The 23,369-nt window shown below is 70.3% G+C and carries 15 protein-coding genes; 6 read left to right on the top strand and 9 right to left on the bottom strand.

Annotated elements, in window-relative coordinates; all coding sequences use genetic code 11:
- The first annotated feature begins 81 nt into the window (after nucleotides 1-81).
- A complete protein-coding gene (locus tag ACIBF5_RS11355) occupies nucleotides 82-2,850 on the top strand; it encodes an alpha-amylase family glycosyl hydrolase (RefSeq protein ID WP_396810495.1) in 2,769 nt (922 codons plus the stop codon).
- A 48-nt stretch (nucleotides 2,851-2,898) separates the two neighbouring features.
- Here the strand turns inward: ACIBF5_RS11355 and ACIBF5_RS11350 are convergent, their stop codons facing one another.
- The 6 genes from ACIBF5_RS11350 to ACIBF5_RS11325 form a co-directional block, all read right to left on the bottom strand.
- On the bottom strand, nucleotides 2,899-4,158 hold the full coding sequence (locus ACIBF5_RS11350) for a polysaccharide biosynthesis C-terminal domain-containing protein (protein WP_396810494.1): 1,260 nt from the start codon (nucleotides 4,156-4,158) through the stop codon (nucleotides 2,899-2,901).
- 49 nt (nucleotides 4,159-4,207) lie between these two features.
- A complete protein-coding gene (locus ACIBF5_RS11345; RefSeq protein ID WP_396810492.1) occupies nucleotides 4,208-5,131 on the bottom strand; it encodes an NAD-dependent epimerase/dehydratase family protein in 924 nt (307 codons plus the stop codon).
- A 260-nt stretch (nucleotides 5,132-5,391) separates the two neighbouring features.
- A complete protein-coding gene (locus tag ACIBF5_RS11340) occupies nucleotides 5,392-11,358 on the bottom strand; it encodes a ThuA domain-containing protein (protein WP_396810490.1) in 5,967 nt (1,988 codons plus the stop codon).
- A 359-nt stretch (nucleotides 11,359-11,717) separates the two neighbouring features.
- On the bottom strand, nucleotides 11,718-12,668 hold the full coding sequence (locus tag ACIBF5_RS11335) for a pentapeptide repeat-containing protein (RefSeq protein ID WP_396810488.1): 951 nt from the start codon (nucleotides 12,666-12,668) through the stop codon (nucleotides 11,718-11,720).
- A 67-nt stretch (nucleotides 12,669-12,735) separates the two neighbouring features.
- Nucleotides 12,736-13,221 (bottom strand): GNAT family N-acetyltransferase, encoded by a 486-nt coding sequence (locus ACIBF5_RS11330; protein ID WP_396810486.1) that lies wholly within the window; start codon nucleotides 13,219-13,221, stop codon nucleotides 12,736-12,738.
- A 59-nt stretch (nucleotides 13,222-13,280) separates the two neighbouring features.
- Nucleotides 13,281-14,618, bottom strand: coding sequence for a D-alanyl-D-alanine carboxypeptidase family protein (locus ACIBF5_RS11325; protein WP_396810484.1), 1,338 nt, complete (start codon nucleotides 14,616-14,618; stop codon nucleotides 13,281-13,283).
- 368 nt (nucleotides 14,619-14,986) lie between these two features.
- On the opposite strand from ACIBF5_RS11325, the gene ACIBF5_RS11320 reads away from it, so the two are divergent.
- Complete coding sequence (locus ACIBF5_RS11320; protein WP_396810482.1) at nucleotides 14,987-16,399, top strand: FAD-dependent oxidoreductase; 1,413 nt, start codon at nucleotides 14,987-14,989, stop codon at nucleotides 16,397-16,399.
- A 36-nt stretch (nucleotides 16,400-16,435) separates the two neighbouring features.
- Here the strand turns inward: ACIBF5_RS11320 and ACIBF5_RS11315 are convergent, their stop codons facing one another.
- A complete protein-coding gene (locus ACIBF5_RS11315) occupies nucleotides 16,436-16,705 on the bottom strand; it encodes a GlsB/YeaQ/YmgE family stress response membrane protein (protein ID WP_396810481.1) in 270 nt (89 codons plus the stop codon).
- A gap of 211 nt (nucleotides 16,706-16,916) precedes the next feature.
- Between ACIBF5_RS11315 and ACIBF5_RS11310 the strand changes: the two genes are divergently transcribed.
- Complete coding sequence (locus ACIBF5_RS11310; protein ID WP_396810479.1) at nucleotides 16,917-18,236, top strand: hemolysin family protein; 1,320 nt, start codon at nucleotides 16,917-16,919, stop codon at nucleotides 18,234-18,236.
- 30 nt (nucleotides 18,237-18,266) lie between these two features.
- Here the strand turns inward: ACIBF5_RS11310 and ACIBF5_RS11305 are convergent, their stop codons facing one another.
- Together ACIBF5_RS11305 and ACIBF5_RS11300 are read right to left on the bottom strand one after the other, a co-directional pair.
- Entirely contained in the window at nucleotides 18,267-19,106 is an 840-nt protein-coding gene (locus ACIBF5_RS11305) for a hypothetical protein (RefSeq protein ID WP_396810477.1), read from the bottom strand.
- Nucleotides 19,103-19,363, bottom strand: coding sequence for a hypothetical protein (locus tag ACIBF5_RS11300; protein ID WP_396810475.1), 261 nt, complete (start codon nucleotides 19,361-19,363; stop codon nucleotides 19,103-19,105). The genes ACIBF5_RS11305 and ACIBF5_RS11300 overlap by 4 nt, the downstream gene beginning before the upstream one ends.
- Before the next feature lie 198 nt (nucleotides 19,364-19,561).
- Between ACIBF5_RS11300 and ACIBF5_RS11295 the strand changes: the two genes are divergently transcribed.
- The 3 genes from ACIBF5_RS11295 (at nucleotide 19,562) to ACIBF5_RS11285 (ending at nucleotide 23,369) form a co-directional block, all read left to right on the top strand.
- Nucleotides 19,562-20,434 (top strand): LLM class F420-dependent oxidoreductase, encoded by an 873-nt coding sequence (locus ACIBF5_RS11295; protein WP_396810474.1) that lies wholly within the window; start codon nucleotides 19,562-19,564, stop codon nucleotides 20,432-20,434.
- A gap of 145 nt (nucleotides 20,435-20,579) precedes the next feature.
- A complete protein-coding gene (locus tag ACIBF5_RS11290; RefSeq protein WP_396810472.1) occupies nucleotides 20,580-22,106 on the top strand; it encodes an alkaline phosphatase D family protein in 1,527 nt (508 codons plus the stop codon).
- A gap of 12 nt (nucleotides 22,107-22,118) precedes the next feature.
- Nucleotides 22,119-23,369 carry a hypothetical protein gene (locus tag ACIBF5_RS11285; RefSeq protein WP_396810470.1) on the top strand — a complete coding sequence of 417 codons (1,251 nt, stop codon included), beginning with the start codon at nucleotides 22,119-22,121 and terminating at the stop codon, nucleotides 23,367-23,369.

Genomic DNA, 23,369 nt, shown 5'->3' with positions numbered 1-23,369 from the left:
CCGTACACCTGGCTTCCATCGATGGCTTCCGGCAACCTGTACGGGGCGAAACACCACCACCCGCCCCCGGAGGAGCCGAACATGTCGATTCGCCGAAGTACCGCCGCGCTCTTGTCCGTGATGCTGGCCATGGCCCTGCCCGCCGCCCCGGCCAGCGCCGACACCAGGGGATCCGGGCGCGACGACGTGAAGGCGTTGCACTCGCTGCGCGCCCCGGTCACCGACGAGAACTTCTACTTCGTCATGGCCGACCGGTTCGCCAACGGCGACCCCGGCAACGACCGCGGAGGTCTCGGCGACGACCCGCTCGTCTCCGGTTTCGACCCGACCCGGACCGGGTTCTACAACGGCGGCGACCTCCGGGGCCTGCGCGACCGGATCGACTACATCCGGGAGTTGGGCACCACCTCGATCTGGCTCACCCCCAGCTTCAAGAACAAGGCCGTGCAGGTGGAGGACGGCCCGTCCGCCGGCTACCACGGCTACTGGATCACGGACTTCACCCAGATCGACCCACACCTGGGCAGCAACGCCGACCTGCGGGCGCTGGTCGACGCCGCGCACGCCCGAGGCATGAAGGTCTACTTCGACATCATCACCAACCACACCGCCGATGTGATCGGCTACCAGCAGGGCGCCCGGATGGCGTACAGCGGGAAGGACGCGGTGCCGTACCGGACCGCCGCCGGGGCGCCCTTCGACGACCGGGACCACGCGGGCCGGAACAGCTTCCCGACGCTGAACACCACCGGGTCGTTCCCGTACACGCCGGTGCTCGACCCGGACGAGCGGAACCTCAAGGTGCCGGCCTGGCTCAACGACGTCACGCTCTACCACAACCGGGGCGACACCACCTTCACCGGCGAGGACTCCTACTACGGCGACTTCTTCGGCCTGGACGACCTCTTCACGGAGAATCCCCGGGTGGTCGACGGCATGATCGACATCTATCAGCGGTGGATCGGCGACTTCGGCATCGACGGTTTCCGGATCGACACCATGAAACACGTCAACGACGAGTTCTGGCAGCGGTTCGGCCCGGAGGTGCTGCGCTACGCCCACCGCCACGGCAAGTCCGAGTTCTTCATGTTCGGCGAGGTCTTCGACACCACTCGGGCGTTCACCTCGCAGTTCACCACCCGCGACAGGATGCAGGCGGTGCTGGACTTCCCGTTCCAGGAGGCGGCGCGCAACTTCGCCTCACGCGGCCAGCCGACCAGCCAACTCGCCTCGTTCTTCGCCGACGACGACTGGTTCACCGACCAGGACTCGAACGTCTATGGGCTGCCGACCTTCCTCGGCAACCACGACATGGGCCGGATCGGCGGCTTCGTCGCCGCCGACAACCCGGGCGCCGACGACACCGAACTGGTGGCCCGCGACCGGCTCGCGCACGAACTGATGTATCTGTCCCGTGGCAACCCGGTCATCTACTACGGCGACGAGCAGGGCTTCACCGGTCCCGGCGGCGACCAGGCCGCCCGGCAGACGATGTTCGCCAGCCAGGTCCCGGCGTACCTCGACGACGACCTGATCGGCACCGACGCCACCCACGGGCAGGACAACTTCGTCCCCACGCACCCGCTCTACCAGTCGATCCGGGCGCTCGCCGGGCTCACCCGGGCACATCCGGCCCTGCGCGACGGGGCCCAACAGCACCGCTACGCCACCGACGGTCCGGGCGTCTACGCCCACTCCCGGCTCGACCGCACGGAGCAACGCGAATACGTTGTCGCCACCAACAACAGCGAACAGCCCCGGACCGCCGCGATCCCCACCTACCTGGCCGGGCACACCTTCACCAACCTGTACGGCGACGGTCCCGACCGGGTACGCACCGGCGGCGACCGGAAGCTGAACCTGACCGTGCCGCCGCTGAGCACCGTCGTCTACCAGTCGACCGGACGACTCCCCCGCTCCAAGGCCGCCCCGGCGATCTCGCTCGGGACGCCGGCGCCGGCCACCGAGACGGCGGGACGGATCCGGGTCGGCGCCGACGTGGCCGGGTCGGCGTTCCACGAGGTCACCTTCTACGCCCGGACCGGCAACGGTCGTTGGGAGTCGATCGGCACCGACGACAGCGCGCCGTACCGGGTCTTCCACGACGTGTCCGGGCTGGCTCCGGGCACGCGGGTGCAGTACCGGGCGGTGGTCGGGGACAACAACCGGCACAGTGCGCAGAGCGGGACTCGTTCCGCCGTGGTGCCGGCACCGACCCTGACCATCGCCGCGCCGGCCGAGGGAAGCGGCGTACGGGGGCGGGTCGAGGTGCGGGCCACCGCGGACCCGGAGCGGGCGACGCACGTCGTCGCGGTCGAACGGCGCGTCGCTGGCGGCCCCTGGCAACGGGTCGGCGCCGACGCCTCGTCCCCGGTCTACACCGTCTTCGACGACCTCACCCCGTTGGACCTGGCCGCCGACACGGTCGTCGAGTACCGGGCGATCCTCACCGAACCGGACGGAACCCGGGTCACCAGCGCCAACCGGCGGGTCCGGGCGGCGGGGCCACCGATCACCACCGCCACCCTGCACTACCTGCGACCCGCAGGCGACTACGGCCAGTGGGGTCTGCACCTCTGGGGCGACGCGGTCGACCCGGCGACCCTGGCCACGATCGGTTGGGACCGGCCACTGCCGGTGACCCGGACCGAAGCCGGTTGGGCCCAGTACGACATCCCGCTCGTCGACGACACCCGCCCGGTCAACTTCATCATGCACCTGCCGAACGGTGACAGCGTGCCGGCCACCCGGGAACCGGGCGGCGACCGCTCGTTCCTTCCGATCGACCGTCCCGAGGTCTGGATCGTCCAGGGCGACCCGACCGTCTACTCCAGCCCACCCGCCCGCTGAGCGGTCCGGTACGCCGCCGGGGCTGGGTCACCTGCCCCACCCCGGCGGTCACCGGCCCGCGAAGCGGCGGGCGAACAGCAGGATCACGGCGAGGGCGGACGCCTCGGCCGCTGCGGTGGCGGCGGCGGCACCGAATGGGCCGAACCCGGGGACGCCGACCGCGACGGCGACGGTCAGCAGCGCCGCGAGCACCGCCATGGCCCTCGTCGCCCGGCCGTAGTGGCCGTCGCCGATCCAGTTGGACATCAGCGCGCGGCTGACCGCCATGAACGGCAGCGCCAGCATGAACAGCGCCAGCCAGTTGGCGGCCTCCCCGTGCGGCAGCGAGAGCATCGTGCCGGTGAGCCAGGGTGCCAGCCAGGCGACGGCCGCCGCCATCGGAACCGCGCAGACCAGCGCGACCACCACCGAGAAGTGGGCCGGGTGCGCCGAGCGCTCGAAGCCCAACCGGCTGCGCGCCCGCGCCACCATCGGCACCTGTAGCGCCGACTGCACGACGCCGCCGATGGCCTGGTAGGCGGTGACGAGCGCCCCGAAACTGCCCATGATCGCGGGCGTCGCGACCAGCGACAGCACAAGCGTGGCGAACCGCGCCACGTACAGGTCGCCGAGGGCGAAACCGAACAGGTGCCGGCTGGACCGGTATCCCGCGATGGCGCGCCGCAACGAAAGCTCCCGGAACCGCTCACGCCGCAGCGAACCGTCCCCGCCGAGGACGAGTTCGCCGACAACGAGCTGCGTCAGACCGGCGACGGCGAGTGCCCCGGTGAGCGGAACCCCGAGCAGGACCATGACCAGCGACGCCGCCTTGCTGCCGCACATCAGCACGGCGCTGGCCAGGAACCGCATCCGCCGGCTGAAGTCGGCGGTCTGCAACTGGGCCAGGCCGTTGCCGAGCGCCACCACGCCCGCCGCCGCCAGCGCGGTCGCGTCGTAGCCCCGGTGGGCGTAGAACACGCCGACGACCAGCACGCCGAGCAGCAGTCCGGGTACGACCACCAGCGTCCACTGGCTGCGCACCAGCGTACGCTGCTCCTCGGTGCCGTTGAGGTAGAGCAGCGCCGATCCGCCGCTGAGGATGATCAGCACGAAGGCCAGCGCCGACGTGACCACCGTGTACGCCGCGATCTCGCCCGTCTGCCCGAACGACGCGCACAGCGCCAGGATCACCGCGCTCAGCAGCCCGTTGGCGACGACGGCACCGGCCGCGATCGCCGCGTTCCTGGCCAGCACCCGGTAGCCGGCCCCCGGGTCGGTGGGGCGAACGGCGTCGACATCGTCTGTCGGTCCGTCGACCGTCGCTCGCACGACAGGTACTTTACGCAGCGCCGGTCCCGCGTCGCGTGGCGCGATCCTGCTAGGCGGCCGACGGCGGGTCGGAGAAGGTTTCGCGGAGTGCCGAGCCCAGCGAACGGCCGGTCGTCGGCTCGATGAACAGCTCGGCGAGCAGGAGGTTGGCGAGGTAGGTGGGGTTCATGCCCGACTCCTTACCACCGAGTGACTGCAGCATGCCGCCACCGCCCAAGGCGGCCCGTACGGCACCGGCAGGCAGGCGGCCGACCCGGCGAGGTCGGCCGACCGCCTCGGCGATCCGCGCGATCATGTCGTTCCAGGTGAGGTTCTCGTCGGCGACCGGAATGTCCTCGCCACTGGCGTGTTCGAGCGCCTCGACCGCGATGTCGGCCACGCTGCGCGCCGAGGCCGCGGCAGTCCCGCCGACGGGGACAACCAGGGGTGAACGAGACCTCGCCCAACGGTCGAGCGGACCGGACCAGTTGGGCAGCCGGTCGCCGGCCCGGCCGAAGACGAAGGGCAGTTCGAGCACGGCAACGGGTAGACCCGGGCCGGCGGCCGCTCGTCCCTCCCGCGCCTGCTCCACCCGGCATCGGACGTACGTGTGGCGGGCCGCGAGGCGCCACTGCGGATGCAGCCGGTCGTGGTAGGTGTAGTACGAGCCCATCACGACGCCGCGGGTGAGACCCTCGTGGCGGGCCGCGGTGAAGAGGCGGACCACGGGTTCGACGTTGTCCCGGCGGAAGACCGGATAGATCGGCTTGCGCAGCGGTCGCTGCTCGTCCGTGCGGGTCGCGTACACCACGCCGTCATGGCCGGCGAGCAGCGGTCGCAGTTCGTCGACCGAGGCAGACGCGACATCGACCAGGTGATCGATGCCCGGCTGGGCGGTGCGCGCCAACGTGGTCACCGCGTGGCCTCGCTCACGCAGCACGTCCACGACATGAGCGCCGATCAGACCACTTCCGCCCACGACAAGAATCCTCATGCCAGATCGTCCAGGTTGGACCCCAGCGTTTGTCAAGCCACGATTCGGGCAAGACGTCGGTGGACCACCCCGCTGGCCGGTGGCCGGAACCCGAACACGCCTGTCGGCAGTGGCACCGGGAACGCGCCGGCAGCGACGGGCCGCCGATCCGGTACCCACCACTGTTTACGACCAGAGATGACAAGCGGGAAGGGCTGTGGCCGTCTACTACCCCTCCAGGGGTAGTAGACGGCCACAACGGCTTGGCGGTGGTGGTCAGGTCAGGAGGCGTACGCCTCGAACTCGGAGAGCTGACCGGCCGGCCAGCCTGTGTTGCCGGTGAAGGTCAGTCGCAGGTAGCGCTGCGACGTGCCCTGGAAGGTGATGGTCACGGTGTTGCCGCTGGCCGGGTTGAACGAGTATCCGGCCGAACCGACCACTGTCGCGTACGTCGAACCGTTGGTGGAGCCGAGCACCGACAGGGTCTGGGTACGGGTCTGCCAGTCGGCCTGCGGTGGGAGCTTGAGCACCAGGCGGGAGACTGTCGTCGCCGCGCCGAGGTCGACCGTGAGCGACTGCGGGAAGGCGTTGTTCGCCGACTCCCAGTAACTCGACGCGTTGCCGTCGACCGCGTTACCCGGCCCGTACCCCTGGTTGGTGCTGGTCGCGGTGATCGGCCGGCCTGCCGCCAGGTTGGTGTTGGTGGAGGTGCCGGTGCCCGTCAGCGCCACCGTGTGCGGGCTGCCGGGTGCGTTCGAGACCACCGACAGGGTGCCCGTACGGGCCCCGGACGCGGTGGGCGTGAACGTCACGTTGACCGTGCAGGTCGCCCCGGCCGCCAGGCTCGACCCGCAGTTGTGCGACTGCGCGAAGTCCCCGGTCACCGAGACGCCGGTGAGGCTCGCCGTGGCCGTACCGGCGTTGGTCACCGTGACCGCCGACGCCGGGCTGGGTGATCCGACCGTGCGGCTGCCGAACGACAGCGAGCCGGGTGAGAGGCTCAGCACCGGTCCCCCGGTGCCGCTGCCGGCGTACACCTCGAACTCGGAGAGCTGCGCGGCGGGCCAGCCGGTGTTGCCGGTGAAGGTCAACCGCAGGTAGTGGCGAGCACCCGCCGGCAGGTTGAGGGTGACGGTGTTGGCGCTGGCCGGATTGAAGGTGTAGCTGGCCGAGCCGAGCACCGTCGTGTACGCCGAACCGTCGGTGGAACCGAGCACCGAGAGCGTCTGGTTGCGGGTCTCCCAGTTCGGGGGCAGCTTGAGCACCGCCCGGTTGACCGTCACCGACGTACCGAGGTCGACCGTGAGCGACTGTGGGAAGGCGTTGTTCGCGCTCTCCCAGTAACTCGACGCGTTGCCGTCCACCGCGTTACCCGGCCCGTACCCCTGGTTGGTGCTGGTCGCGGTGACCGGCCGGCCCGCCGCCAGGTTGCTCGACGGGGTGACGCCGGTACCGGTCAACGGCACCGTCAGTACGCTGCCGGTCGCCGGGGTGACCGTCAACGAGCCACTGCGGGCGCCGGCAGCGGTTGGCCGGAACGTCACGTTGACCGTGCAGGTGGCACCGGCGGCGAGCGACGAGCCGCAGGTGTTGGTCTGGCTGAAGTCACCACCGGTGACCACGCCGGTGAGGGCCACCGCGGCGGTGCCGGTGTTGCGGACCGTCACCGCCTGGGCGGCGCTACTGGTGTTGACGTTCTGCGCGCCGAAGTTGGCGCTGGTCGGCTCTGCCACCAGACCACCACCGGTGCCGGTCCGCCGCCGTTCGAACTCGGCCGCCCAGTAGGCGGTCCGGTCGAGGTAGGCGGTCTCCGCCGACGCCCCGGTGCGCCCGTACGCGCCGGAGAAGGTCTGGTAGTTGAAGCCGGCCGGCGGGGTGCTCCGGGCGGGTTCGAGGGTGGAGCCCTCGTGCCACTCGTTGAACGAGGTGATCGACACCCAGGTCGGCAGTCCGCCGGTGGCCGTACCGAGGGCGTTGTTCCACACCTGGTCGTAGGTGGCGCCGTTGTTGCGGGCCAGGGTGGGGGTGGTGTTGCCGGGTACGGCCCGGTCGTCGATGTAGCCGGGGCCGATCGACGGGGCCCAGATCAGCCCGTTGGCCTTGGCGTACGCGCTCGCGTTGGCCCAGCCGGGTGCGGTCGCGGCGGCGATCGCGTCGTAGGTGTACATACCGGAGAAGTTGGCGATCTTCGAGGTGTCGGTGGTCTGGGCCAGGATGATGTTGTTCGCGTTGACCTGCGCCAACGCCGACCAGTCGGGGATGAGCAGGCTCTCGAAGACGTAGAACGCCGGCCGGTTGCCCTGGTCCGCCGCCCGGTAGAACGCCGGGTGGTTGCCGTACCGGGTGTTGATGTAGTTGATGTCGGCCACCGTCGAGGCGGCGGTGCGCCCGGCGTACGGCTCCAGGTGCCAGGCGATCTTGATGCCCTGCTGGGCCGCCGCGTTCATCACCGTGTTGACCAGGTTGTCCTCGTACGAGCCCTGGCCCCACCAGGAGTAGACGAGCACGTTCGCGCCGGACTGCCTCACCCAGTTCATGTGCTGCGTGAGCACCGCCGGGTCACCGGAGTCGTACGCGCCCAGGGTCGGGTAGAAGTCCGCGCCGACGTCGTTCGGCGGGGTACGTCCACCCTGCTGCCAGTGCCGCCAGCCGCCGTTCGGGCCGGTCGGGCTGCCGTACCACGGGTAGTAGAAGAGGTGCACGTTCGACGAGCCGGTCGGTGCCGGGCCACCGGTGGCGGTGACCGTGACCGTCGCGGTGCCGCGCGCACCACGGGAGTCGGTCACGGTCAGCGTCGCGGTGAAGGTGCCGGCGCTGGCGTACGTGTGGGTGGCGTTGGCGGTGTTCGCCGCACCGCCGTCGCCGAAGTCCCAGGCGTAGCTGAGCGGGATGTCGCCCTCGGCGTCGGTGGCGTTGCCGGTGAAGGTCACCAGCAGTGGCGCGCTGCCCGAGGTCGGCGTCGCCGACGCCGTCACCTGCGGCGGGGTGTTGCCGCCGACGCCCTGTCCGACGAAGTCCACCCAGTTGACGTTGAGCAGGGCAGCTCCCGCCGGGGTGCCCGACGCCGCCTTCGCCACGAAGTAGAGCGCCCCGGTGCTGGTGCTGGCCGCCAACGGCACGGTCAGGTCGGTGTAGTTCTGCCAACCGCCGGTGCCCGGTACGGTCACCGAGCCGAGCAGTGTCCCGGTCGCCGATCCGCTGCGGACCTCCACCGTGCCGCCGGAACCGCCGGAGGCTGCCCGCAACCGCAGCGACTGGATGCCGGTGAGGTTGGTCGGCGAGTACGACCACCAGTCGCCGTTCTCGACGAAGGCGATGTTCTGGAAGCCGCCCTGCGGGTCAGTGGTGGTCTCCCGCTGCACGCCCGGCGTACCGCCGGTGGGTGCGCCGGCGACCCGCCCGGTGGTGGTGAAGTATTCGGCCTGCTTGCGCTTCGGCTGCAACTGCACCAACGCCCGGCCGGTCAGCGGCGCCGCGCCGCCGGGTCCACCGAGGTCGGTGTAGGTCGCCTCAAGTACGGCGAAGATGTTCGCGTCGCCGCCGTGTCCGCTGTCCAGCGAGGTCTGGACGCTGCCCGAGCAGCCAGTCTTCTGCTGCAACGGGTGGGCGTGCTCGTCGTGTCCGAGCAGGTACTGCAGCACCACCCGGGAGCAGTCGATCGTGCCGCCGTCCGGGTCGGTGACGTTCACCGTGTAGTTGACCTGGGCGCCCCAGTCGAAGAACCCACCGTTCGGCGGCAGGCTCAGGGCCACCACCGGCGCGGTGTTGCCGACCGTGACCGGTACGTTCGCCACCGCACTGCGTCCGCCGGGGTCGGTCACCGTCAACTGGGCGGTGAAGTTGCCGTTGCCGGTGTACGTGTGGCTCGGGTTCGCCTGGTTCGAGGTGCCACCGTCGCCGAAGCGCCACGCGTACGTGATCGGCTGCCCCTCCGGGTCACGCGACCCGGCGCTGCTGAACTGGACGGTGAGTGGTGCCTGCCCACTGACCGGTTGCCCGCTCGCGGCGGCGATCGGCGCCGGGTCGACGGCCCGGTAGTCGATTCGGTAGATGCCCGAGTCGTCGTTGTTGCCGCCGAACCCGCTGCCCCACTCGATCAGGTACAGCGCGCCGTCCGGCCCGAAGTCGAAGTCCATCGGCCGGACCGTCGACAGGCCGGTCAGCAGCGGGTTGATGTCGACCAACGACCGGCCGTCGGCGCTGACCTGCATCGTGTACATCTTGTTCTGGTTCCACTCGCCGAAGATCGCCTTGCCGTCGTAGTAGGCCGGCCACTTACGGGCCGAGGCGAGGCCCGGGTCGTACCGGTAGACCGGACCGGCCATCGGGGCGCCGCCACCGCCGAGTTCGGGGAAGAGCGGGTTGGCGTCGTAGTCGTAGTCGACCGTCGCGGGGACCACCGGGGGCAGGTTGGTCAGGCCGGTGTTGTTCGGCGAGTTGTTGACCGGGGCGGCGCAGTTGAACGCCGGGCCGCTCGGTCCGGACGGGAAGGTGTAGTCCCGGTAGGCGACATTGCGCCCGACGCAGTACGGCCAGCCGTAGTTGCCGGCCTGGCCGACGATGTTCCACTCCACCGTGTTGCCGGGGCCCCGGTCGGCGTTCGCCTGCCCGGCGTCCGGTCCGTAGTCGGCCACGTAGAGGGCGTTCGTCTCCGGGTCGACACCGATCCGGAACGGGTTCCGGAAGCCCATCGCGTAGATCTCCGGACGGGTCTGCGCGGTGCCCGGCGCGAAGAGATTGCCGGCCGGCACGGTGTAGGTGCCGTTCGCCTCGGGACGAATCCGGATCACCTTGCCGCGCAGGTCGTTGGTGTTACCGGAGCTGCGTTGGGCATCGAAGTCCTGGCGTCCGGCGCGCTCGTCCAACGGCGAGTAGCCGCCGGACTCGAACGGGTTCGTGTTGTCGCCGGTGGCGAGATAGAGGTTGCCGGCGCTGTCGAAGGTCATCGTGCCGCCGGAGTGGCAGCAGGTGTTGCGCTGGGTGTCGACCTGCAACAGGATCCGCTCGCTGGCCAGGTCGAGGGTGTCACCGTTCACGGTGAACCGGGAGAGCAGGTTGCGTGCCGCCCCACCGTTGGGTGAGTAGTACAGATAGACCCACCGGTTGGTGGCGAAGTTCGGGTCGAGGGTGAGGCCGAGCAGTCCGTCCTCGTTGCCGGTGAAAACGTTCAGCGTGGCAGCGGTGACCGTGGTCTGGGTGTCCGGCTTGATGATCCGCAACCGACCGTCGCGTTCCAGGTAGAACACCCGGCCGTCGGGTGCGATGTCCAACTCCATCGGATTGCTGGTGTTGTTGTCGAGGGTGACCTTCTCGAAGCTGCTGGTCTGCGACGCGCCGCAGTCGGCCGCGACCACCCCCGCCACCGTCTGGATGCCGCCGAGCAGGTGGGCCCGGAACTGCGCGTCGGCGTACGACTCGTTCGTGTGGCCGCCTCCGGTGTACCAGGACCGGCCCCCGTCGTACGCCTTGCACCAGGCGGTCGGGTGGTCCGCGCCCATCGCACCGGAACCCGGCGTGTAGGTGGACTCGTCGAGGCTGGCGAGTACGTGCGCGGAGCCGCGCGGGTTGGTCCGGAAGTTGTACCACTCGTCGAACCGGCTCCAGCGGGCCGGCAGCGTGGCGGTGGACGGGTGGCCCGGATCCTCGACCTTGACGGTCGCCTGCTGGTTGGCCGGGTGCGAGGTGAAGTAGGCGCCGACCAGGTTGCCGTACCAGGACCAGTCGTATTCGGTGTCGGCGGCGGCGTGGATGCCGACGTAGCCGCCACCGGCCCGGATGTAGCGCTCGAATGCCGCCTGCTGGGTCGGGTCGAGTACGTCCCCGGTGGTGGAGAGCCAGATGACGGCCCGGTAGCGGGACAGGTTCGCGTCGGTGAAGGCGGTGGCATCCTCGGTCGCGTCGACGGTGAAGTCGTTCGCGGCGCCGAGTTGCTGGATCGCGGTGATGCCGGCCGGGATCGAGTCGTGGCGGAAGCCGGCCGTCTTGGAGAAGACCAGCACCGCGTACGCGGCGGCGGCTCGCACGTCCTGGACGGCGGGCACGTCTCCGTTGTTTCCGGTGGTCTCGGCCCCCCGGGCGGACGACACGGCCTGTGCCGGGGCGCCCTGCGACGGCGCCGCGATGGCGGGCGGCGCGACGGCGCCGAGGGTGGTGACCGTGGCGGTAACGGCGGCGGTCAGCCCGGCGAGCGTACGGGCGAGTCTCCGTGGTGTCGGTGGACGCGGGGAGCGGTGGTGGGACCGGAACATTCGGGGTCTCCTTTCCCGGTGGCGGTACCGGGACAGGCGCCATCGGCTCGGCGAGACCGTGGTGCCATGGCGGTGCCCGCATCGGGTCTTCGACGAGGACCGCGATCACCCCCCGCTGTGCGGGCGTTGCGGTCATGTTTCGGCGGTGTGTTGAGCGATAGATTAGTCCCGATGCCTGCAAGAATCCATCGGAAGCTAGAAAAATTTCGACTAATAGATGCCCGCTTCCCGCTCCCTCCCCTCCACCCTCCCCGCTCTCCCCCTCGCGCGACCCAGGGCTCATCGTCGCGACCAGAGATCAAAGCACGACGATATGTCTTAGATCAACGGGGTGGGAGAGAGGAGTGGGGGCGCTGGGGTCAGCGCGGTCGGGGTCTGCGGCGGGGGCGTGCCTTGCCGGAGGTGGGGTCGGAGGTCGGGGTGGGCTTCGCCGCGCGGGGCTGGCGGCGGATCGGAATCGTCGCCCGTCCCGGTGGCGGCCCCGGAACCATCCAGTGCGCGGGGCGGACGAGCGCCGCCGGCAGCCGGGTCTCCACGTCGCCGGTTGCCGCGTTGATCCCGAACTGGGTGAGGAAGATGCTGCCCCGCAGGTCGGCGCCGCGCAGGTCAGTCGCCCGAAGATCGGCGCCGAGAAGGTCGGCCAGCCGGAGATCGGCACCCGAGAGGTCGGCGCCGATCAGGTACGCGCCCCGCAGGTTCGCACCGCGCAGGTCGGCGCCACGCAGCCGGGCTCCGATCAGGTCGGCTCCCCGGCGGTCGAGCGCTCGGCCACCAGCGCTGCCCCGCACCAGTTCGCTCGTGCGGAGCAGCAGTTCGTTCACCTCCCGCCGGTACGTCGCCACGTCGAGTGCGAGCAGGTCGTCGGGGCCGAGGCGGGTGAGGCTCTCGGTCCGGTCGAGTGCGACGCCGAGTTCGGGGCGGATCGTGCGGGCCGGTTCCAGGTCGAGCGCCTCGGTCAGGTACCAGAGCACTTCGTGCAGTTGCCGCATCACGGTGAAGACGTCGAACATCTGTTCCGCCGTCTCCGGAGCCCGTCGCCAGTCCTCGCCCCGGTAGGTGACCTGGGCCACCTTCTGCCCAGCGCCGAGACAGTCGAAGACGGTGCACCCGGCGAATCCCCGTTGCCGCAGGTCGGGGTGGATGCCGCAGCGGAAGTCCTGGTCCAGGTTCGGGCAGGCGTGTCCGGCTAACTTGTCGATCGCGAAGTCCGCCGAGGCGGCGAAGGCCGGCCCGACGCAGCAGAGCCCGAAGCAGTTCCCGCAGTCGGCGCGGAGGTCGGGGCGGACCTGCTCGGTGCGTGACGCGGACAAGGCAGCGTTCTCCAGGTGGATGCGGGCGGGCCGATGAAGCCTACCCGCAGCGTGACCAGGGCAGAGGTCAGAAAGCGTGGTACATCAGGTGCAGTCCGACCCGGCCCAGCGTCGGGTGGGCGAACGCTCCGGGCACGGTGCCGAGCACCTCGAAGCCGTGGCGGCGGTACAGCTCGACGGCGGTGGTGTTCGACTCGACGACGGCGTTGAACTGCATCCCGGCGTACCCGCGTGCCCTGGCCCAGTCCAACGCGTGACGGCACAGGGCGGTGCCGACCCCCTGTCCCCGGGCGCCAGCCGCGACCATGAAACTGGCGGTCGCGACGTGCGAACCCGGACCGGGCCGGTTCGTCCCCATCTTGGCGGTGCCCAGCACCCGGTCCCCGTCCACCGCCACCACGGTCAGACCGGGCGGTGCCTCGACCCACATCCCCCGGGACTGTTCCTCAGTCATCCCGGGGTCGTACGGAAACGTCTCCTCCGCCCGGACGACCTCCCGCACGATCGGCCACACCTGCGCCCAGTCGCCCCCGGCATACTCTCGGATCAGCACCGCCGGACGGTAACGCCACGGCCAGGCACGGACAACCGATTTGTACGCCGCCCGACCACTCAGCCGTCGAAGATCCCCTGTCGGCGACGTCGACGCCGGCCGGCCGGACGCTGCGGACCACGCCGGCGCGACACCAGCAGGGCCACCACCGTCACCACCGCCGCGACCGCGAGGGCCGCGCCGAGCCCGACGCCGGCCGTCGGTGACACCCCCGACCACCACGGCGTGCTCCGAGCCGCGGCCCTGGTCGTCGAGCCGCCACCGGGCCGGGTCGAGGCCGGAGACGGCGACGGGGTTGCCGTTGCCTCACCCGGATCGACGAGTCGACCGACGGAGGTGTCCCGGGGCAGGGCGAATCCCCAGTCGAGCAGTGCCGCTCCCTGCTGCCAGCCCCGCAGCGGTCTCGCCTCGGCGCCGAGCAGGGTGACCACCAGCCGCCGACCGTTGCGCTCGGCGGCCCCGACGTACGTGTGTCGGGCCAGGTCGGTGAAGCCGGTCTTGCCACCGATCGCGCCCCGGTAGTTGAACAGGAGCTGGTTGTCGTTCTGGATCTGGAAGCCCTTCTTGGGCGGCTGCGCGGGGATCTGGGCACGTTCGGTCTGCTCGTACCGGACGAACGTCTCCTCGGCGAAGCAGGCGCGGGCGATCAGCGCCAGGTCGTACGCGCTGGTGAACTGGCCGGGAGCGTCGAGGCCGGATGGTGTCACCGCGTGTGTCTGGAGGGCGCCGAGTTCCCGTGCCCGCTCGTTCATCGCCTCCAGGGTGCCGTCGACACCGGCGTCTCCGCCGGCCAGACGAGCCAGTACGTTCGCCGCGTCGTTGCCGGAGTTCAGCAGCAGCCCGAGCCAGAGGGTCTCGATCGAGTAGCGGCCGTTGAGCAGTAGGCCGACGGCCGAACTGCCCTGTTCGAAGTCGAGGTCCTTACGGGTGACGGTGACGACCTGCTTCGGGTCGAGCTTCGGCAGCACGGTGGCGGTCAGCAGGAGCTTCTGCACGCTCGCCGGGGTGCCGTACTCGTGGGGGCCGCAACCACCGAGAACGGCACCCGTGTCCAGGTCGGCGACCAGCCACGACGTCGCGGTCACCGCCGGGGGCTTGGCCGATCCCGCCGCGACGACCAGGCCGGACGTCGCGAGTTCCGGGCCTCCGACCGTGCGCTTGACCGGGTCGTCGGCGGGCGGTTTCGGACGCGGCGGTGACGTCGGACGCGGCACCGGTGGCGTGGGCACCGGGCAGGGCACCGGCGGCGTGCTCGGCGTCACCGTGGCGGAACTGGTCGGTGCGGCACCGACCGCGCTCACCGGAACGGCTGTCGTGCCGGCGGACGCGCTCACCGGAAGGGCCGCAGCGGCGAGTACAGCCCCGGTCACCGCGGCGAGCAGACGCCGCCCCCTCACGAGCGCCAACCTCTCATGGCCAAGGAGGGTAACCGGGATCATTCGCCCGTGTGCGTCAGCCCCTGTCGGGTCGCGGATCAAGGGGCGGAACATCGGACGATCATGAAGGAAAGGAGTGCGTGAGCAGCGGAGATGGCTGCCCGTACGCCGAAGGGGTGCGGTTGTCAATCAGGAACCGGTCAGCGTTTCCGCCTCCACAACAGAGCGTCGCGACCAGCAACTCGCGGCCTGGACGTTCAGCCAGTGATAGTCTCCGGCTGATTCCACTGCGCAGTCAGCCCGCGACACACTGTGACCGAGGTGGCGACACTGGCCAACGGAGGCCGGCAACCGTGGTGATCATTTCTTGATCGAAGAAGGAGTGTCCCATGCTGCCCTCTGCGTCCCAGCGCTTCGCCCAACTCTCCACGGTGCAACAGCCCACCGGAGCCCAGATCGTCATGCGCCGGGCGGTGGTCCTCGGCGGGAGCATCGCCGGCCTGCTGGCCGCCCGGGTGCTCAGCGACCACGCCGACGAGGTGCTCGTGATCGAGCCGGACACCAGCGACGTCGCGCTTGGACCACGTCCCGGCGCACCGCAGGGCAGTCAGGTCCACGCGCTGCTGGCGGCGGGACAGGCGCAGATCGAACGCTGGTTCCCCGGCTTCACCGAGCAGGCTTTCGACGCGGGTGCGCCACGACCGACCAGTGGCACCGGCCGGATCTTCATCAACGGCGTACGGCGTACGGCGCCGATGTCCCGGCCGCAGGTGCCGGGCCTCATCACCACCCGACCCTTCCTCGAAGCACTGGTGCGCCGCCGGACCCTGGCGATCGGAAACGTCACGCTCGTGCCCGGTCGCGCGGACGGTGTGATCCTCGACGGCGACCGGGTGTCCGGTGTCCGGTACCTCCCCGACGGCGCCGACGAGCTCGCCACCGTCGACACCGACCTGGTGGTCGACGCGATGGGGCGCTCCAGCCGGCTCGGTGACTGGCTTGAGGAGAACGGTTGGCCCCGGCCCCCGATGCGTCGGATGCCGATCAAACTGAACTACGCCACCGCACTGTTCAAGCGGGATGAGCAGGTCAGCGACGCCTGGATGGCGATCGCGCAGACCACGCCGGGCAACGGACGGATCCCCCGCATCGGAGGGATCAACTCGGTCGAGGGCGACCGCTGGCTGATGCTGGTCGCCGGATACGACGATGACCGTCCCCGACGCGACGCGGACGACTTCATCGCCCGTTGCCGCGACCACTTCCCCACCGAGTTCCGGGAGATCGCCGAGAACGGCCAGATGATCGGCGACGTGGTCACCTACCACCAGGCGGACAGCCGACGCCGCGACTTCCATCAACTGGACCGACTCCCGGCCGGGCTGGTCGCCGCCGGGGACGCGGTCGCCTCGTTCAACCCGATCTACGGGCAGGGCATGACGTCGGCCGCGATGCACGCCTCCTGTCTCTCGGCGTACCTGCGCTCCGGCCCGGCGCCGCACACCGAGCCCGCGCGAGCCTACTTCCAGCAGGTACGGGTGATCGTCGACGCGGCCTGGCAGGTCTCCACCTTCGCCGACCTCGGACTACCGCACGTCGACGGCCCGTACCCGCCCGGATACCGACTGGTCAGATGGTTCAGCGAACTGCTCCTTGAGGGTTCGATGACCGACGAGGTGATCGACGAACGGTTGGCCAGGGTGACCACGATGGCCGAACATCCGTACGCGCTCGCCCGGCCGAGCACCGTGTGGCGGGTCCTCCGGTTCCGCCTGTCCCGTCCCCGCCACTCCCGGCGTTAGCGGCGGCCTACCGCCGACGGCGTACGGCCGAGGTGTTCACGGCGTACGGCGGCCGTACGCGCCGGCGGCGATCGAGACCCCGACCGCGGCGAGACCGACCTGGAGGGCGAGTTCGATCCAGTCGACACCGCGGGTGTCGGCGACGTCGAGACCACCGGCGATGAGGGTGCCGAGCAGGGCGGCGAGGATGCCGATGACCAGGGTGAGCCAGATCGGAATGCTCTGCCTGCCCGGTACGACAAGACGCCCGAGAGCGCCGATGACGAGGCCGATGACGATTGCGGTGAAGATGCCGCTGATCTCCATGTCGGTCCCTTCCCTTCTTGTCTGCCGGGTGGTTCCAACCACCCGGCGGGCCGTCTGCCCCCCAGTGTGGACCCGCGACCAAAGGCGAGCGGAGGTCCGTCGACGCACCATCTGAGCCTGCGGTCGGAAACCATCGGCGGTCGGTCGGACAAACCGACAGCGCCGGGTAGGTTGGTGGCTCCGACCGGTCGGTGAGGGAAGGCGTCGCGGCGTGGGTGAATACGGGCTCCAGGTAGCGCTGGTGGCGGTACTGGTGCTGGTCAACGCGGTCTTCTCGGGCAGCGAGATGGCGTTGGTGTCACTGCGGGAGAGCCAACTGCAACGACTGGAGCGCGGGTCGCGTACGGGGCGGGTGCTGGCCCGGCTGGCGCGGGACCCGAACCGGTTCCTGGCCACCATCCAGATCGGCATCACGCTGGCCGGTTTCCTCGCCTCGGCCGCCGCGGCCGTGTCTCTCTCCGCACCCCTGGTCGAACCACTGGGCTGGCTCGGCTCGGCGGCCGAACCAGTGTCGATCGTGCTGGTGACCATCCTGTTGACCTTCGTCACCCTGGTCTTCGGGGAGTTGGCTCCGAAGCGGATCGCGATGCAGCGCACCGAGGGCTGGGCGTTGCTGGTGGCCCGCCCCCTGGACATGCTCTCCAGCTTCTCCCGGCCGGCGGTGTGGTTGCTCAGCCGGGCCACGAACACGGTCGTACGGCTGACCGGCGCCGACCCCGACGGGGGCAGGGAGGAGGTCACCGCCGAGGAACTGCGGGACATGGTCGCCGCCCAGCCGAGCCTCACCGCAGAACACCGGACGATCATCAGTGGCGCGTTCGAGGTGGCCGACCGGATCCTGCGGGAGATCCTGGTGCCCCGGGGCGAGGTCGTGGCGCTCCGGACCGACGTGCCCACCGCCGACGCGCTGCGCCAGCTCGCCGCCTCCGGACACTCCCGTGCCCCCGTGGTCACCCGCGCCGGCCTGGACAACGTCGTCGGGGTGGTGCACCTGCGTGACCTGCTCGACGGGAGCGGGGTGGTGGGTGACCACGTCTCCGAGCCGCTGTTCATGCCGGAGACCCTCGGCGTCACCGACGCGATCCGGCAGATGCGTCAGCAACGACAGCAGTTCGCGCTGGTCGTGGACGAGCGTGGTTCGATCGACGGCATCGTGACGATGGAGGATCTGATCGAGGAGATCGTCGGCGAGATCTACGACGAGACCGACCGGGACGTCCAGGCCGTCGTCCGCGAGCCCGGCGGGACGATGCTGCTCTCCGGCACCTTTCCCATCCACGACCTGCCCGACATCGGGCTCGACCTCGACGAGGCGGACGACGGCGACTACACCACGATCGCCGGACTCCTGCTCGCCCGCCTCGGCCACATCCCGACGGCGCCCGGCGAGACGGTCGAGGTGCCCGCGTTCAGTGCGCAGGTGGTCGAGATCACCGGTCATGCGATCACCAAGGTCCGGCTGCGTCCCCGGAGCGCCGACCCGTCCGAGGTCGACGAGGAAGTCCCGGCGGACGCACCGACGAAGCGGTGACGCCCGGCGTCCGTCCCATCCGGGCCCCGGTCAGCCGAGGTCGAAGCTGGCCGTTCCGGAGCGGACGCCGTTGACCTGGACCTCGATCGCGTGCTCACCCGGATAGTAGCGGCGGGTGCTGATCGGTCTGAAGGAGTGCCGCCGGCTGAGCGTGAGTTGTTGTCCGGGCGCCAGGACCCGGGTGGTCAGCTTGAAGACCTTCGGCGCCAGGGTGCCGTTCGCCTTCCGGTGGTGGACGACGTAGTCGATCACCAGGTTGGCGTCCTGCGTGCCCTTGTTGGCGACGACGAGTTCGAAGGCCAGTTCGCCGCCGAGCCCGACTGAGGTCTCGGCCAGGTACGGTCCGCTCACTGTCACGTCGGCGGCCGGTGGAAACCCGAGCAGTGCCAGGGCACCAGGGTCGGCGGCCTTGACCAGGGTGCGCATCGCGTGCCGGACCAGGCGTGGCGTGGTCGGCTCCGGCCGCGCCGACCAGCGGGCGGCGGTGGCGACGGCCAGGTCCGGGGCGAGCCGGCTGACGTCGTTGAGGTGGTTCGCCACCGAGCGTCGTACGTACTCCACGTCGTCGCGGTAGAGCGCGTCGAGGATCGGCAGGGTCGCGTCGTGGCGCTGCTTCAGTGCTGGAACCTGCTTGGCCCAGGGCAGCCGGGGACGGGTGCCCTCGCTGGCGAGCCGACGTACGTGCTCGTCCGGGTGACCGCTCCAGCCGACCGCCGTCGCCAGGGTGCGGTCGAGGTCGGCGTTGAGGAACGTACGTAGGGCGAACTCGCTGGTCAGGCGGCTGGTCAGGGCGGCGAGCAGGCCGAGCCCGGCCTCGAAGTCACCGTCGCGGGGGGAGCCGAGCGCGCGTACCGCGACGGCCTCGGTCACCGGCCAGACCATCCAGCCGGTAAGGCGGGGTCGGCCAGCGCGGCGTCGACGATCGCGGCGGAGAGCGCGTACGAGTCGGGCAGATCGACCAGGAGAGCGTCACGAACAGCCAGAGACCGTTCACCCAGGGCAAGATCAGTCAGGCGGGTGGCACTTGCGGCGACCGCGTCCCAGCGCCGGTGGGGCGCGGCCGAGGTGAGCACGCGGACAAGCCCGGTCACCGTTGCCGTACTGATGAGTTCCTCGGCGGTGGGCATGACTGTCCTTCACGTGGTGTGGTCGGCGGGGTCGGCGCCAGCATCGCACGAGGGTGGGACAACACGCCGGGCCGACGTACGTAATCCCTGTCGGTCGCCGGTGATCCAGTGTTTGATGGAAACAATCAGCCGGATTCGGCACCATTCACTCCGTAGCATCGGGTGCATCTGGCGACCACGAGCAGAAGGAGGCCGGGCGTGCAGCTCGGGGTACAGATTCCCACCTTCACCTGGCCCGGCGGATCGGCCGCACTCGCCGGCAACCTGGCGGACGTCGCCCGCACCGCGGACCAGGCGGGGTTCGGATACATCGCGGTGATGGACCACTTCTTCCAGATCCCCACCGTCGGTACGCCCGAGGAGGACATGCTGGAGGCGTACACGACGCTCGGGTTCCTCGCCGGCCACACCGAACGTGCCACGCTCCTGACCCTGATCAGCGGCGTCCACCACCGACCCGCCGGACTGCTCGCGAAGATCCTGACAACCCTGGACGTGCTCTCCGGTGGACGGGCGATGGTCGGGATAGGCGCCGGCTGGAACGAGGAGGAGTCGCGCGGTCTCGGCTTCCCGTTCCCCCCGCTCGCCGAACGTTTCGAGCTGTTGGAGGAGACACTGCGATTCCTGCTGCAGATGTGGTCGGACGACGATGGCCCGTTCGCCGGCACACACATCCACGCCACACGTCTCCTGAACGCCCCGCAGCCGCTGACGAGACCACACCCGCCGATCATGATCGGCGGCGGCGGCGAGAAAAAGACCCTTCGGCTCGTCGCGCGTTACGGTCAGGCGTGCAACCTGTTCAACACTCCCGAGTTGCCGCACAAGCTCGACGTTCTCCGCCGGCACTGCGACGAGGTGGGCCGCGACTACGACGAGATCACGAAGACCGTCTACCAGCTCATGGACATCGGCGACCAGGGCGAGAGGACCCATGAACTGATCGACGAACTCGGCCGGCTGCACGGCCTGGGATTCGACATGGCGATCGGGGCGGTGCCGCAACTGCCACGACTGGACGCACTCGAGAGGCTCGGCGCCGACGTGGTCCCGGTCGCCGCCGCGTTCTGATCGGACGGCGACGTACGCGCCACCTCGGTCGGCGACAGAACCTGATCTCGTACATCTACTGTCCCTGATGTAACCACCCGTGCGTCACCGGGGTTTCGCCGCCTCAGCCCTGGGCGTTCACACCCGCCCCCCAGGGTTAGCGACCATGAAGAGGCTCAGTCGCCGCACCATCGTCCTGGGTGGACTCGCCACCGCCGGCACGGTGGTGGCGCCCTGGCGCACCGCCCAGGCCGCCGTACCGTTCCCGTTCACGCTCGGAGTCGCCTCGGGTGAGCCGGCGCCCGACAGCGTCGTGCTCTGGACCCGCCTTGCCCCGTCGCCGCTCAACGCCGACGGGCAGGGTGGCATGGCCAACGCCGACGTGACCGTCGAGTGGCAGGTGTCGACCAACGAACGGTTCAGCTCGTTGGTCTCCGCCGGCTCCGTCGCCGCCCGATACGCCGACGCCCATTCCGTGCACGTGGTGGCGGGCGGGCTCGCTCCCGACGCCGACTACTACTACCGGTTCCGCGCCCAGGGACACATCTCCCCGGTCGGGCGGACCCGTACCGCACCGGCGGTCGGCACCTTCGGCCGCGACCTGGTGATGGCCTTCGCCTCCTGCGCGCACTACGAGTCGGGCTACTACACCGCCTACCGCCGGATCGCCGAGGACAACCCGGGGCTCGTGCTCCACCTGGGCGACTACATATACGAGGACGCGGCGAGCACCGGCTCGGTACGGGAACACCTGGGCAGCGAGATCGTCTCGCTCGCCGACTACCGCCGCCGCTACGCCCAGTACAAGTCCGACCCGGACCTGCAGGCGGCGCACGCGGCGGCGCCGTGGTTGGTGGTGCCGGACGACCACGAGGTGGAGAACAACTACGCGAACATGGTTCGGGCCGACAGCAGCCCGGCGCTGACCGTCGCGCAGTGGACCGCTCGTCGTACCGCCGCCTACCGCGCCTACTACGAGAACATGCCGTTGCGGCCGAGTTCGGCCCCGAGCGGCAACGCCATCTCGCTCTTCCGGCGGGTCCGGTGGGGTCAACTTGCCACCTTCCACATGCTCGACACCCGTCAGTTCCGGGACGACCAGGCCAGCGGCGACGGGTGGAAGGTCTCCACCGACGCCGACCTCGCCTCCCGCAGTCTCACCGGCGCCGCCCAGGAGACCTGGCTGCTCGACGGCCTGGCACAGCACCACGGCACCTGGGACATCCTCGGCCAGCAGGTCTTCTTCGCCCGCCAACTGAACTCGGCCGGCGCGGCCAACATGGACGCCTGGGACGGTTACCGGGCCTCCCGCTCCCGGATCCAACAGGGCTGGCTGAACCGGGGCGTGCGCAACCCGCTGGTGCTCACCGGCGACGTGCACCAAGCGTGGGCGAACGACCTCAAGGCCGACTACGCCAACCCGGCCTCGGCCACCATCGGCACCGAACTGGTCTGCACCTCGATCTCCTCCGGTGGCAACGGGACCGCGAGCACGACGATCCCGAACGTGTCGAACAACCCGCACCTGAAGTTCTTCTCGGATCGGCGGGGCTACGTCCGTACGACCATCAGTCCCACCCAGGTCCGGGCCGATTTCCGCGCGGTGGCCTCGGTCACCGAGCACGGTGCTCCGGTCTCCACGGTCGGCTCGTTCGTCATCGTCGACGGCCAGCCCGGCCTGCGGCCCGCGTAGGAAGAGAAACGCATGTCAGCCATCACCTCGATGATCGTCGCGGCGCTGCTCGCGGCACCCGTACCGACCGACATCGCCGCCGAACCGGTGTCCTGGTCCACGGCGAACAGCGTCGCCACCGGCGACCAGGACACACCGGCGATCGCGGCGAACCGCAACGGGCGGGTCGCGGTGGTGTGGGAGGACGACCGGGACGACACCCTGCCGGGCGACAACCTGCACTCGGAGATCTACCTGCGGATGTTCCACAACGGCGCGGCCGTGTACGAGACCAAGATCTCGGCCGGCGGGACCAGTGGCGCCGCCTGGAAACACATCAGCCCCGACGTGGGGCTGGACGACAAGGGCAACGCGGTCGTGGTCTGGTCCGACGACCCGGACGGCAACGGCGTCTACAACGTGCCGTACCGGGTGGTGTCGCCGACCGGGGCGGTGCTCGCCTCCGGACGGGCCAACGCGGACGCCGCCGGTCAGCAACTGGCGCCGAAGGTGGCGGTCGACCCGGACGGGGTGCCGAACAACGCCGCCGGGGTGGCCTTCACCGTGGTCTGGGAGGACGTGCAGGGCACCGCGCCGGCGACGGTGAAGGCCGCCGGCTACACGAACCTGACCACCAAGGCGTACGAGGTGACGGCGAGCCAGACCACCGGCCAGCACCATCGCCCGGATGTGGCGGTGTCGGCCTCCGGTGAGGCGACCGTCGTCTGGGGCGAGGACGGCGACGCCAACGGGTCCTACAACGTCGGCCTGCTCCGGCTGGCCAGGACGAACGGTGCGGTGACGCTCTCCCGGCGGACCGCCAACGCCACCAGCGCGGGCCAGCAGGTGCGGCCGGCCGTGGCGGCGAACTTCGCCGGTGACTTCAGCGTCGCCTGGGAGTCCGACCACACCGGCACCCGTGGGGTGTGGACCCGCTCGTTCACCGCCGCCGGGGTCGCCCGGCACAACGAGGTGGAGACCTCCGCCGGTGCCGGTGCCGCCGCGCCCGGGATCGGCATCGACGACCAGGCCAACGTGGTGGTCGCCTGGACGGTGCAGGCGACCGACCCGGACGTCCGGGTCCGCGGCCTCAACCCGGACGGTACGGGCACCGGCCGGCTCGCCGCGCAGGTGTTCAGCCAGTCGACCACCGGCCGTCAGGAACAGATCGCCGTCGCCAGCTCGGCCTGGGGCGAGGTGGCCGTCTGCTACACCGACGACAACGACGGCAACCAGTTCGACCAGGTGCTGCTCGGTGTCGGGGCGACCAACTCCACCTGGTGA

It is taken from the genome of Micromonospora sp. NPDC050417 (assembly GCF_044458865.1).
GTDB lineage: Bacteria > Actinomycetota > Actinomycetes > Mycobacteriales > Micromonosporaceae > Micromonospora_G.
The sequence above is the reverse complement of the archived record's forward strand: the minus strand, read 5'-3'. Positions and strand labels throughout refer to the sequence as shown.

Excerpts from the sequence above, each read along its gene's own strand:
- ACIBF5_RS11355 (WP_396810495.1), top strand. The coding sequence starts at position 82 with ATGTCGATTCGCCGAAGTACCGCCGCGCTCTTGTCCGTGATGCTGGCC.
- ACIBF5_RS11345 (WP_396810492.1), bottom strand. The coding sequence starts at position 5,131 with ATGAGGATTCTTGTCGTGGGCGGAAGTGGTCTGATCGGCGCTCATGTC.
- ACIBF5_RS11340 (WP_396810490.1), bottom strand. The coding sequence starts at position 11,358 with ATGTTCCGGTCCCACCACCGCTCCCCGCGTCCACCGACACCACGGAGA.
- ACIBF5_RS11320 (WP_396810482.1), top strand. The coding sequence starts at position 14,987 with ATGCTGCCCTCTGCGTCCCAGCGCTTCGCCCAACTCTCCACGGTGCAA.
- ACIBF5_RS11315 (WP_396810481.1), bottom strand. The coding sequence starts at position 16,705 with ATGGAGATCAGCGGCATCTTCACCGCAATCGTCATCGGCCTCGTCATC.
- ACIBF5_RS11300 (WP_396810475.1), bottom strand. The coding sequence starts at position 19,363 with ATGCCCACCGCCGAGGAACTCATCAGTACGGCAACGGTGACCGGGCTT.
- ACIBF5_RS11290 (WP_396810472.1), top strand. The coding sequence starts at position 20,580 with ATGAAGAGGCTCAGTCGCCGCACCATCGTCCTGGGTGGACTCGCCACC.
- ACIBF5_RS11285 (WP_396810470.1), top strand. The coding sequence starts at position 22,119 with ATGTCAGCCATCACCTCGATGATCGTCGCGGCGCTGCTCGCGGCACCC.